5 protein-coding genes are annotated in these 13,330 nt (G+C 53.6%); 3 read left to right on the forward strand and 2 right to left on the reverse strand.

What is annotated here, in order from left to right; translation table 11 throughout:
* Window positions 1-88 precede the first annotated feature (88 nt).
* Complete coding sequence (gene clpB / locus FFS57_RS12945) at window positions 89-2,674, forward strand: ATP-dependent chaperone ClpB (protein ID WP_137938223.1); 2,586 nt, start codon at window positions 89-91, stop codon at window positions 2,672-2,674.
* A gap of 61 nt (window positions 2,675-2,735) precedes the next feature.
* Here clpB and FFS57_RS12950 read toward each other — a convergent pair whose 3' ends face one another.
* Window positions 2,736-3,560, reverse strand: a complete 825-nt coding sequence (locus tag FFS57_RS12950) for a substrate-binding periplasmic protein (protein ID WP_137938224.1) — start codon at window positions 3,558-3,560, stop codon at window positions 2,736-2,738.
* A 235-nt stretch (window positions 3,561-3,795) separates the two neighbouring features.
* On the opposite strand from FFS57_RS12950, the gene FFS57_RS12955 reads away from it, so the two are divergent.
* A complete protein-coding gene (locus FFS57_RS12955; protein WP_137938225.1) occupies window positions 3,796-5,865 on the forward strand; it encodes an Ig-like domain-containing protein in 2,070 nt (689 codons plus the stop codon).
* 38 nt (window positions 5,866-5,903) lie between these two features.
* On the opposite strand, the gene FFS57_RS12960 is transcribed toward FFS57_RS12955, so the two are convergent.
* Window positions 5,904-8,381: a GGDEF/EAL domain-containing response regulator gene (locus FFS57_RS12960; RefSeq protein ID WP_137938226.1), complete on the reverse strand. Its 2,478-nt coding sequence runs from the start codon at window positions 8,379-8,381 to the stop codon at window positions 5,904-5,906.
* 369 nt (window positions 8,382-8,750) lie between these two features.
* On the opposite strand from FFS57_RS12960, the gene FFS57_RS12965 reads away from it, so the two are divergent.
* Window positions 8,751-13,313, forward strand: a complete 4,563-nt coding sequence (locus FFS57_RS12965) for a PAS domain S-box protein (RefSeq protein ID WP_137938227.1) — start codon at window positions 8,751-8,753, stop codon at window positions 13,311-13,313.
* Window positions 13,314-13,330: the final 17 nt, after the last annotated feature.

Genomic DNA, 13,330 nt, shown 5'->3' on the forward strand with positions numbered 1-13,330 from the left:
TCAAACCTGCCTGCTTGAAACCTTGTTGATACGCCCCATCTTTCTAGCATGAAATCAGGCGGCCAAACGCCGCACCAAGGAGATTCACATGCGTTTTGACAAGCTCACCACCAAATTCCAGCAAGCCCTGGCTGATGCCCAAAGCATGGCCTTGGCTAACGACAATAGCTTTATCGAGGCCCCGCACCTGCTGCTGGCCATGATCAATGATGCCGAGGGTGGCATCAGCTCGCTCCTGTCCCGCGCTGGCGTCAATGTACCGCCGTTGAAAACCGCGCTGGATGCCGCAATCAAGCGACTGCCGCAAGTGGAGGGCACCGGCGGCGAGATCACCGTATCGCGCGAGCTGGGCAATCTGCTGAATATCACGGACAAACTGGCGATGAAACGTGGCGACCAGTTCATTGCCAGTGAGCTGTTTCTGCTGGCACTGTTGGAGGACAAAACCGATACCAGCCGAACCCTCAAAGAAAACGGTGGCAACAAGCAAGCATTGGAAGCCGCCATTGATGCCGTACGCGGTGGCCAGCATGTCGGCAGCCAAGATGCCGAAGGCCAACGCGAAGCATTGAAGAAATATTGTCTAGACCTTACTGAGCGTGCCCGCCAAGGCAAGTTGGACCCGGTGATCGGCCGCGACGACGAAATCCGTCGTGCCATCCAGGTGCTGCAACGCCGTACCAAGAATAACCCAGTCCTGATCGGCGAACCGGGCGTGGGCAAAACGGCCATTGTCGAAGGCTTGGCACAACGGATCGTCAATGGTGAGGTGCCGGAATCGCTGAAACATAAACGCGTGCTGGTGCTGGATCTGGCGGCACTGCTGGCCGGTGCGAAGTACCGTGGCGAATTTGAAGAGCGCCTGAAGGCCGTATTGACCGATCTGGCCAAAGATGAAGGCAATACCATCGTCTTCATCGACGAAATCCATACCATGGTCGGCGCCGGTAAAGCCGAGGGTGCGATGGACGCCGGCAATATGCTGAAACCGGCCTTGGCTCGTGGTGAGCTGCACTGCGTCGGCGCAACCACGCTGGACGAATACCGCAAATACATCGAGAAAGATGCAGCGCTGGAACGCCGCTTTCAAAAAGTGCTGGTGGACGAGCCGTCAGTAGAGGACACCATCGCCATCCTGCGCGGCCTGCAGGAAAAATATGAGATCCACCACGGTGTGGAAATCACCGACCCAGCCATCGTCGCCGCGGCCGAACTGAGCCATCGCTACATTACCGACCGTTTTTTGCCGGACAAGGCCATTGATCTGATCGATGAAGCGGCCGCACGCATCAAGATGGAGATCGATTCCAAGCCAGAGGTGATGGACAAGCTCGATAGACGCATGATTCAGCTCAAAATCGAGCGTGAAGCGGTGAAAAAGGAAAAAGACGAAGCCTCACAAAAGCGCTTGGGTCTGCTGGAAGAGGAAATTGGCCGACTGGAAAAGGAATATGCCGACCTGGAAGAAATCTGGAAGGCTGAAAAATCGCAAGTACTGGGTAGCCAAGCCATCCGCGAGCAGATCGACAAACTGAAAAACGCCATGGATGACGCCAAGCGTAAGGGCGACTGGCAAAAGGTGTCCGAAATCCAATACGGTGAGTTGCCAAAACTGGAAGCCCAGTTGAAGCAGGCAGAAGCCCATGAAGGTAGCGTGCAAAGCAAGCCACGATTGTTGCGCACCCAGGTTGGCGCAGAGGAAATCGCCGAGGTGGTCAGCCGTGCTACCGGCATCCCCGTCAGCAAGATGATGCAGGGGGAACGCGACAAACTACTGCAGATGGAAGGTGTGCTGCATCAGCGTGTCGTGGGGCAGGATGAGGCCGTCCGGCTGGTATCAGATGCCATTCGCCGCTCGCGTTCCGGATTATCTGACCCGAACAAACCTTATGGCTCGTTCCTGTTCCTGGGGCCGACTGGCGTGGGCAAAACCGAACTATGCAAAACGCTGGCCAGTTTCCTGTTTGATTCGGAAGAACACCTGATCCGTATCGACATGAGCGAATTCATGGAGAAACATTCAGTATCACGCTTGATCGGCGCCCCACCAGGCTATGTTGGTTACGATGAAGGTGGCTACCTGACCGAAGCGGTACGTCGCAAGCCATACAGTGTGATTTTGCTGGATGAGGTCGAGAAAGCTCATCCTGATGTGTTCAACGTATTACTGCAGGTACTGGATGATGGTCGCCTGACCGATGGCCAGGGCCGTACCGTGGACTTCAAGAATACGGTGATCGTGATGACCTCGAATCTGGGCAGTCAACACATCCAGGCAATGGCAGGTGATGACTATCAGGTGATCAAGCTGGCTGTCATGGCGGAGGTTAAAGGCTATTTCCGGCCTGAATTCATCAACCGAATCGACGAAGTGGTGGTGTTCCACGCGCTGGACAATGCACATATCCGCTCTATCGCCAAGATTCAGCTAGCTGGTCTGACCAAGCGACTGAATGCGATGGAGATGGATCTGACCATCACCGATGCCGCACTGGATCTGATCGGCGAGGCCGGTTTCGATCCGGTCTATGGCGCACGACCGTTGAAACGGGCAATTCAGGCAGAGATCGAAAACAAATTGGCCAAAGAAATTCTATCTGGTCATTTTCTGCCGAAAGATATCATCACGATAGATGTGCAAGATGGCAATGTGGTGTTCAGCAAACCTCATTGACGCCGTTTAGAGGAACGTAGTTGGAAACCGGCTCAAGCCTCGCCGCTTAGCCGGTTTTTTCTTACTCTTTCGCCAGCACCTGCTGCATTTCCGGCGTCAGCTCCATCCGATATTTATCAAACAGCGCCCGATAGTTAACTGAACGACGCAGCGCACGCATGTGACGATTGAAACGCTCACGCACCGCCGACATGTCTCGTGCCTTGGTAAAGGCCAGTTGGCTGGGAACAAGGTCCAGTGGTGGGTTCAACCGAACCACTTGTTGTGCCACCTGGTCGGGCATATGCGCTAGCGTATAATTGGCGGCAAACAATCGGCTGGGGACCAGATCAACCCGGTTCGAAGTCAAGCTGGTAAAAGCTTGATCCAACGAGCTGACCTCGAACATGATCAACTGTGGACGAAGTAATTCGAACTGTTTACCAAATACATAATTGCGGATGGCACCGACCCGCATACCGGTCAACGCCGCCCAATCGCCGCTGAATTGCGGAAATGCCCCCTTTCGGGCATAAAAATAGATTGCGTTCGGTACAATCATTTCTTGTGCATAATCCAGCCATTGCGCTCGCTCCGGGGTATAAGCCACGGTAAAGATGCAGTCACGTGCGCCTTGCTTGACCAACTCCAGTGCACGTGACCAGGACACCACGCTCACCTCCATCTTATCCCCGCCCTGTGCCATGGCCTCGCGAATCACATCCACGGCAAAACCCACTACTTCACCCTTGGTATTCTGATAAACCATGGGTGGAAAATGTTGACTGACACAGCGTACAGTATCGGCCATCGCCAGCTGGCTGGCACAGCATGCAATCAGCATCCAACCGACTTTACCACTCAGCTGTTGGTGAACAAACGCTTTACGCTCATGCCGGCCAAGCATAGGTAATCCCTATCAAATCATCACATCTGGATTTGGTGGATGAACATCGTAAGCAACCCGGCCTGTCTGACTACCACCTTGAGTTACCACAATCATCGCCCTACCCGATTTGATTGTAGTACCCATCAGTCAACCGGATCACCCCTTCTACAGCATGCCCACCCTACGCTTTACACCATGAAAGTTGGCAATGTAGCGCCTAAGATGGGTAGAAGCCATCAGAATGGATTGAGACATGCCAACCCCGTCACGCGGGCCATCGCTTCGAGCATTACTTGCCTGGTTCATCTGCCTCGTTGCTGTTGCCTGTGGTGGTGGCTCAGGCCCCAGCCCATTTCCGGACCCGACCACACCTGGCACCACTGGCCAGAATCAACTGAAACTGTCGCTCAGCAAAAATAGCTTCACCGCAGGCGAAACCGTAACCGCCACTGCCACGCTGCTGAATACCAGCGGCAAACCTGTAGCCAACGAAATCGTACAATTCACTGTAGATGGCAGCTTGATCCGGCTGACCCCTGTCACCGGCGCAACCATGACCAATGCCAGTGGCGAAGCAACGGTGTTGATGACCTCGACAAACGGTACGGCAATAGGGGCTTCACGGCTGGTTGCAACCAGCAACATTGGCAGTACTGAAATCAGTGCATCACTGGCGTACCAAATTGGCGCAGCAGATTTACGTCTGGGTACCCTGACTGTCGGAAACAGCCATCTGTCTGCCTATGCAACCACCAGTCTCGCTATTAATGTTACGCAGAATGGCGAACTGGTCAGTTCGCCGGTCACAGTCAGTTTTCGTTCGATCTGCGCGGCCAACAACAAAGCCACACTGGATAGCCAAGCCAATACCGTCAATGGTGTTGCCACGGCCAGCTATACGGATCAAGGCTGTGCAGGGCAAGATACCATCACCGCCAGCCTGGCCGGATCAGATCAGACGGCCAGTACCAATTTGACTGTTGCTGCGCCCGGTGCCACGTCACTGCAGTTCGTCAACGTTGTTCCGGAAGATGGCATCCTTGCACTCAAAGGTTATGGCTCCGGTAACCGTGGTGAATCGGCCAAGATCACCTTCAAGTTGGTGGATGCACAAGGCACTGGTGTAGCCAACCAGTCATTACACTTTTCACTGAGTACGGCCACGGGTGGGATTCGTTTTGACAACGGTGGCACCACAGTCAATGGGCTCACCGACAACAGTGGTCAAGTTTCAGTCACCGTATTGTCAGGAAACCAACCCACTCCCATTCGCGTCATCGCCAGCACAGCCGACAACAGTCTGGCCACCCAATCCAGCGGGTTATCCGTCAGTACTGGCTTTCCGGACCAGGATAGCTTTTCGTTGTCGGCCTCGTCTTTCAACATTGATGGCATGCGCCTGGATGGCAATACCACTGAGTTACAGGTTCGGCTGGCGGATCACTTCAATAATCCAGTACCGGATGGCACATCAGTCAGCTTTGTCAGCAACGGTGGCCGAATTGGTAATTTGACCAGTGGCGAATGCAAGACCGAATCCAGCACCTGCAAGGTCATGCTGACTTCACAAGCACCACGCCCCAATAATGGACGGGTGCAGATCACTGCTTATGCAGTAGGAGAGGAAAGCTTCGTCGACCTGAACGGCAATATTGTGGCCGACAACGATGCCGAATTACGTGACATCAATGGCTTGTCGTCCGATATGGGTGAAGCCTTTGTCGACAATGATGAGAATGGGCAACACACACCCAATACAGACACCCCAATCGATTTCAACAGTAATGGGGTTTATGACGCCCCAGACGGCAAATTCAATGGCGCCTTATGTCAGCCTGGCTTTGCACGCTGCAGCAGTCAGAAATTTGTCCATGTTTTTGCCCAGGCTACCGTTATCTTTTCCGATCCTGACAGCATGCAAGCTACCTGGACCAGCACCAGCGCGGGTTATCCAGATGTTGCACTGACGACCATCAATGTCAGTTGCACAGGTAACGTTCAAAGCTATGCGGTGTACCTGCGGGATGGCAGAGGTAACATTTTACCCAAGGATACCGCCCTGACCCTGTCACTGGATGGAGAAAGCGCCGCCTATTTCGGGTTGAGCGGCACCAGCGCCACGATACCCTCGGGTGCACCTACAGCCAATACCCGTGTACCGGGCATGACGATTTTCCCGTTCAGCCTCTCGGCAGTCACCAACGATGCTGGGCAATGCGTGATTGGCGCACGGGTCCAGCTCACGGCCAGAGTCACCTTCTCGCGTGCCGATGGGACGGAATTAGGGACGACGCTTCAGGTACCGGTGGCAATTGGCCCCTGAACATGGATTGCTGACGATCTATCAACCATTCAGCTTATTCAACGTCCAGTGGTTTGGATGCCCGTATGTAACAGGGTTGTCATCAGCGCTGCGGGGCAGGGACGGGAATAGAGGAAGCCCTGCATGATATGGCAGCCCAACCCGATCAGCGCGGTAACCTGGTCCGCCTGTTCCACACCCTCTGCGACCAATTCCAAGCCCAGACTATGCCCAAGGTTGATAATCGCGGCAATGATGGCCGCGTCACTGCTATCGGTCTGCATGTCGCGTACAAACGACTGATCGATTTTCAGTACATCCACCGGAAAGCGTTTCAGATATGCCAGGCTTGAATAACCAGTACCAAAATCATCGACTGCAATACTGACACCCAATGCTTTCAACGCACTCAATGTATTTCGGGTCCGCTCCACATCATGCATCAACACGCCTTCTGTGATTTCCAGCTCCAGCGCTTCTGGCACAATACCTGTCTGGTTCAGTACTTCGGCGACAACCCCAGGAAACCCTTCCTCTACAAACTGCACTGCAGAAATATTCACACAGACACGAACCTTGTGACCTTCCTCATGCCATGCACAGGCCTGTTGGCATGCCTTCATCAGCACAAATTTACCAATCGGAATGATCAGACCACACTCTTCAGCCAGCGGAATGAAACGGGCCGGTGAAATCAGCTCACCCTCATCATTACGCCAACGCAACAACGCCTCCACCCCCACAATGGCATCAGTATCAGCATCCACCTTGGCCTGGTAGAACACCTCCAGTTGCTTGCGATCAATGGCTTCTCGCAGGTGCCGTTCCAATAAATGGCGGCTGAGCAGAATCTCTTCGATATCACTGGAAAAGAACCGGCATCGACCCCGCCCTTCTTGCTTGGCCCGATACATGGCTGAATCGGCATGGCGCATCAGGGCTTCCTGATCTTCGGCATCATCGGGGTAGATACTTATCCCGACACTGGCAGTCAAATTGAACGTACTGTCCTCCACCGCCATGGGTGTCATCACATTGTCCAGCAAGCGCTGCGCCACCTGTCCCACCCGTTCGATCGATTCCAGCTCCGGTAGTAACACGATGAATTCATCCCCACCCTGCCGACTGAGCGTATCCGTTGGCAATAACGTTTGACGTAGCCGGATGGACAGTTGCCGCAACAACGCATCACCCGTGCTATGCCCGACGGCATCGTTGATGAATTTGAAATGATCAATATCCAGAATCAGCATCGCTACGCGCATATTGTTGCGATGGGCAAGCTGCAATGCCTGGTCAACACGGTCGTTCAGCAGAATACGATTGGGCAGATCAGTGAGCGCATCATGCTGGGCAAGGTGTGTCATTCGAATCGCCGTAGCCTGTACTTCGCTGACATCTCGAAACACGACAATCACCCCAGAAAGATTGCCACTCGGGTCACGGATTGGTGCAGCAGCATGCTCGATACCGAACTCTCGCCCACCTCTGCCACACAGCCAGCAATCACTTGATGTCGATACAACGTGGGTTTCCCGCAGAGCAAGGCGCACCGGGTTTTCCAGTACCGTATCGGTAGTCTTTTCATGCAACGGCATGACCACTTCGATCGGTGCACCGATCGCATCCTTGCTCATCCAACCGGTCATCTCTTCCGCGATCGGATTGAGGAATACCACATGGCCATCGCTGTCAGTCGCGATGACAGCATCGGCAATCGAATCAAGCATGACACGCATCCGCTCCTTTTCCTGATAGAGTGCCGTTTCCGAATGCTTGCGTTCTGTAATGTCCGTCACCAGCATCAGAAAACCATCGCCAGCCTGCTGTCTGGACGCCACCAATGCAACCATGGCGTATCGTACCGCCCCCCTTTCATCGGGCAACACACACTCAAATGTGACGTCATCCCCAGCCAGCACGGTAGATAGATAAGGTTGGATAGAGGCGTAGGCCGATTGCCCAATCACATCACGAACATGCATACCACACATAGCATTGGCGGTGACACCAAACCAACGGCCAGCGCTGTCATTACTGAACCGGTTGCGTAAATCTTCATCCCAATAAGCCACCAAGGCCGGGAGATGTCGCATCAGATCAGCCAGATCTCGCCGCGCCTGCACAATGTCCCGAGTCTGCCGTTTCAGTGTCAGTTGCGTCTGAACACGTGCACGGGCTACCGGGATATTCAGTGGTTTTTGTAAAAAATCAACCCCCCCACGTGTCAACGACTGCACTTCATGCTGGTCGCTATCGTGCGCCGTCACAAAGATAATGGAACATTCGGCCGTGGTTGGATCTGCCTTCAGCGACTCGCATACTGCGTAACCATCCATGCCTGGCATCTCGATATCCAGCAGGATCACATCCGGCTTGCGTTGGCGAGCGATATTCACGGCACCGGCGCCGTCGGTGGCAAACAGTACCTCACCCATACCAATGACCGCTTCGCTCAACAACTTGATGTTTGTAACCGAGTCGTCAACGATAAGAATAATTGGTGCCTGACTTCGTTTCTCATTGAACACCAGCATCACCTTTTGAGCTTTGTTGACAAGCGATCAAGCCCACGCTAACGGTGGTCTTCATCACATGGTCGCCGTGTCGGTGTCAGTCTGAAAATGAGAATCTGGCAATGGCACGTGTCCCCGCCTTTCTGTCAAGCGGGTTGGATATCGCGACAAATCGTGCTCATAATCAAGACCAGCCTGGTCACCTGCCGGCAACACGCGGGACAGGCTTAGTTGTTTGCAATCCCTTGATCAGTTTCTTTATAGACGATTCGCCCTGTGGCAGGGTATGACGAGTGCTTTTCCTTTCGAACAGTCTGGCACCCATCTTCCACCCAACGTGCCCACACATTGCACCTGCCGTGCTACGGTAAAATCTGAACGAGGTTTGCGATGCATTCCTTCATGTACCATTGGCGTACCGTGTTCACCCCTAAGACGTTGCTGCGGGTGGCCCTGCCGGGTTTGCTCGTTCTGGTGGGGTTGGTCTGGTGGCACGGCCTGACGGAACGGGCACGCCTACTCAGAGAATGGGATTCACGGCTCAGTGGCATGGCAGCCAACAGAACCGCTAATCTGCAACGGCAGTTGAATGAGCTGGAACGAAGTGTCACCTTTCTTGCCAGCGTCCCACCGATTCAAGGCATCGTCCGAGCCACCAGTAATCAGGATTTCGATGTCACTGAACACAGCCCCCGCTCCTTGTGGGAAAGGCGCCTGCAGACCATTTTCATCGGCTTCATGACGGCTTATCCGGATGCAACTCAAATTCGACTCATCGGCATAACCAATAACGGCCGTGAATTGGTACGGGTCGACCGGCATCAGGGACGAGTGTTGTTGATTCCCCCGGATAAGCTGCAGTCCAAAGGCGATCGGGACTACTTCCAAGCAATCGCTAAACTGAAACAGGGAGAACGATATCTATCCAATATTTCGTTGAATCAGGAGCATGGCCGTATCGAGGTACCCCATGTTCCGACATTGCGAGTGGGTACACCAGTCTATTCGGAACAGGGTGAGCTTTTTGGCATGGTGGTACTCAACGTCAATGTCAACAGTCTGTTTCTTCCGTTACAAGCCAATAAAACAGCCGATATCAAAATTCATGTCACGAATCAGGATGGCGACTACTTGGTGCATCCCAACCCATCGTTCACCTTTGGTTTTGATCGTGGATTACGTCGTCGCTGGCAGGATGACTGGACGTTAGCCTCCAAAGCATCCAATCCGCTTCAGGATTTCGTGCTATATCGATCCGCCTCAGGCAACGTACATACTGCCACTCGGCAGGTGCCGCTTGATGGGCCACACCACAGACGGTTTCTGAATGTCATGATCTCACTGCCTGAACAATTGATTGACGCTTCGGTGGCCCAATCCACTCGTTACTTCATGCTGGCATTGCTGGGTGGCACGATATTGGTGGCGACTTTCCTGTCGCTTTATGAACAGATTCGACAACGGATCAACGTGGAGCAAGCCAGGCTGGCCGCCATCGTCGAAAGTACACAGGATGCAATCATTGGCAAATCGATGGATGGCATCATCAACAGCTGGAACGCCGGCGCAGAGAAAATGTTCGGTTATTCGGCACAGGAAGCCATTGGCCAGTCGTTGGCCAGGTTGATCATTCCCGAGGAGCATTTGGCTGAAGAGCACGCCATCCTGGAACGGATCAGCCAAGGGGACATTGTCCCCAGCTTCAATACGCAACGCCGACGCCGTGATGGCAGCATGCTGGATGCAGCGGTCACCCTCTCTGCCATTCGTGCCAAGGATGGCCATCTGGTTGGTATTGCCAAGACCGTGCGCGATATCAGCGACCAGAAAGCAGCAGAAGCGCGTATTTGTCAGCTGAATGACTCGCTGGAACAGCAGATCGCCGAACGTACCCGGCAATTGCAAAATACATCCGCATTACAACGCGCCATTCTTGACAGTGCCGGGAATGCCATCATTGCCACGGATCCAAGCGGGCTGATTACGCTGTTCAACCCTGCCGCAGAGGCGATGCTAGGCTATCACGCTGATGAACTGATCGGCAAACAGACGCCCACGTTGTTTCATTTACGCGATGAAGTGAATGCACGGGCAGCCGAACTGTCACGGGAAATGCGGCGCTCGATCTCGTCTAATTTTGATGTATTCGTTTTGAAAGCCCGGCAAGGGCAAATCGACAACCATGAATGGACCTACGTTCGCAAAGATGGTAGTCACCTGACCGTTCAATTGTCAGTCAGTGCGATTCACAAGGTATCGGGCGACATTGCTGGTTTTCTGGGTATTGCTACCGACATCTCTGAACTCAAACGTACCGAGAAAGCCTTACAGGATCGTGAGCATTTCCTCAGCAACTTGACCGACATCATTCCCGGTATGGTGGGTTACTGGGATCGCGATCTGCGCTGTCGATTTGCCAATATTGCCTATCGGGAGTGGTTCGGCCGTTCACCCAGGTCCATGCTGGGTATCAAGATACAAGAGTTGCTGGGGCCAGAGCTATATGCCAAAAATGAGCCCTACATCCTCAACACTCTGCATGGCGAACCCCAACGGTTCGAACGTACGCTAGTCAAGGCCGATGGCAGTATCGGGTACACCTGGGCGCACTATATTCCCGTCTGGAAAGGTAATGCCGTTGATGGATTTTTCGTGATGGTGAGCGATGTCACGGAGCTGAAGCAATTGCAGGTGGAACTCGAAATTCGCAATGAACAACTCAAACAGGGGCGTGACCAAGCAGAATCGGCCAACCGTGCCAAATCGGCGTTTCTTGCCAACATGAGCCATGAAATTCGCACGCCGATGAACGCCATTATCGGTTTGACAGAATTGTTGCAGCACACGGATCTGACCGCACGGCAAAGCGACTATGCCAGCAAGATCGAATCTGCGGCTCGATCACTGCTTGGCATTCTCAACGACATCCTGGACTTTTCTAAAGTAGAGGCCGGCAAGATGGCGCTGGAACAGGCGCCATTCCAGCTGGATCAGCTGGTACGGGACTTGTCGGTCATCCTGTCCGCAAGCACCGGGCAAAAAGACATCGAAATCCTGCTGGACGTGGACCCACGACTACCCAACAGAATCATCGGCGATGCATTGCGGCTGCAACAGATATTGATCAACTTGTCAGGGAACGCCGTCAAATTTACAGAACATGGCGAAGTCATTGTCTCGATTCGCCTGCTTGAGCAAGCACCGCACAGCGTGCTGATTGAATTTGCAGTACGCGACACCGGTATTGGCATTTCAGCCGAGCAGCAGGAGCGAATCTTCGAAGGCTTCTCACAAGCCGAGGCCTCCACCACTCGTCGTTTTGGCGGAACCGGACTGGGGCTGGCGATCAGTCGGCGGCTGATCAGTCTGATGGGTGGGAAGCTACATTTGGACAGCGCCCCTGGCCGGGGTAGCATCTTCAGCTTTGACTTGCAATTGCAACTGGCCGCTGAACCAGAATCGCTTCCAACGGAACCGCCCCACACGCTGCACGTACTGTTTGTTGATGACAACACAACAACCCGTGATGTCCTGAGCAAAATGGCACAAAGTCTGGGCTGGCATGCCAGCTGCGTTGAAAGTGGCAACCAGGCGTTGGCACTACTACAAGCAGCAGACTGCCCAGCTTACCAGGCCATTTTCGTCGACTGGAACATGACAGGATTGGATGGCTGGGAAACCTGTCATCGCATCCGACAACTATCTGGTCATGACCATACCATCTTGGTCATCATGGTGACTTTGCATGCCCGGGAAATGTTGGCACAACGGGTCAAGGAGGATCAAACGCTGGTGAATGGCTTCGTCGTCAAACCAGTGATTGCTACCATGCTGCAGGATACCATTGCGAATACCAACAAGCGTCCGGATTTGTTCAACCTGCATACGACACCCGCCAGCCGATCCCGCTTGAGCGGTCTACGGCTATTGGTAGTGGAAGACAATATCATCAATCAGCAAGTCGCCCAAGAATTGCTGTCCAGCGAAGGAGCCTATGTAGAAGTCGCCAGTAGCGGGGAAGCCGGTGTTGAAGCAATCTGCAATGCCACGCCACCTTTTGACGCCGTGCTGATGGATATCCAGATGCCAAGTATGGACGGATTCACCGCAACCAGCGAAATCCGGCATCGCTTACACGAGGCTACCCTACCCATCATTGCCATGACGGCCAACGCCATGCCAGCAGACCGTGCAGCCTGTCTTGCAGCCGGTATGAATGATCATGTCGGCAAACCGATTGAATTGGACAAGCTGGTTACCGTGTTGCAAAAACACACTGGCCGAGGCGATGCAACCATCTCGTCTACTACTGTCCTCCCAGTCAACCCGCCTGATGCGACATGCCTGGACACTGCCAATGCCTTACGTCGGATTGGCAATAACACCGCACTGTATTTACGATTGCTGAAGTCATTCCAGTCCGATGCGGACAATATGGCCCAGCAATTGGCACAACATTTGGCCCAGCAAGATTTCAAACAGGCCCATCGCGTGGTGCATACGCTGAAAGGGCTAGCTGGCGCGGTTGGCGCCACCATTCTCGCCAAACAGGCTGCCGAATCCGAATTGGTGCTGAAACAGGCCGCAGCTGATCTGGACACATCCAGTTTCTACGTTCCATTGCATCAGACCATTGAACAGACCCTGCTACAAGTATCAGGCGTCATTCGATTACTGGAAGTGAAACCCACCAGCCCACCACCAAACCAACCAACTGCCGAAACCAGCGAATTGCGAAGTCGATTACAAGAACTATCCCAACTGCTTCAAAGCTCAAATCTGCGGGCAGCCGATGTCTTCACCAGTCTGCAGCAACAATGCCACGATTCGCTTGCCGACTCTTTGACGCTATTGGAAAACATGGAAGCTGCCATCAGCCATCTGGATTTTCCTGAAGCTGACCGACTTTGTCAGCAATTGATCCAACAGACCTTATCACAACTGATCCCGTGATAAGGTTGTAGCAAAGC

This window comes from Chitinivorax sp. B, from assembly GCF_005503445.1.
Taxonomy (GTDB): Bacteria; Pseudomonadota; Gammaproteobacteria; order Burkholderiales; family SCOH01; genus Chitinivorax.

Bases quoted from the DNA above. Each gene is read 5' to 3' on its own strand.
- clpB (WP_137938223.1), top strand. From the start codon at position 89: ATGCGTTTTGACAAGCTCACCACCAAATTCCAGCAAGCCCTGGCTGAT.
- FFS57_RS12950 (WP_137938224.1), bottom strand. From the start codon at position 3,560: ATGCTTGGCCGGCATGAGCGTAAAGCGTTTGTTCACCAACAGCTGAGT.
- FFS57_RS12955 (WP_137938225.1), top strand. From the start codon at position 3,796: ATGCCAACCCCGTCACGCGGGCCATCGCTTCGAGCATTACTTGCCTGG.
- FFS57_RS12960 (WP_137938226.1), bottom strand. From the start codon at position 8,381: ATGCTGGTGTTCAATGAGAAACGAAGTCAGGCACCAATTATTCTTATC.
- FFS57_RS12965 (WP_137938227.1), top strand. From the start codon at position 8,751: ATGCATTCCTTCATGTACCATTGGCGTACCGTGTTCACCCCTAAGACG.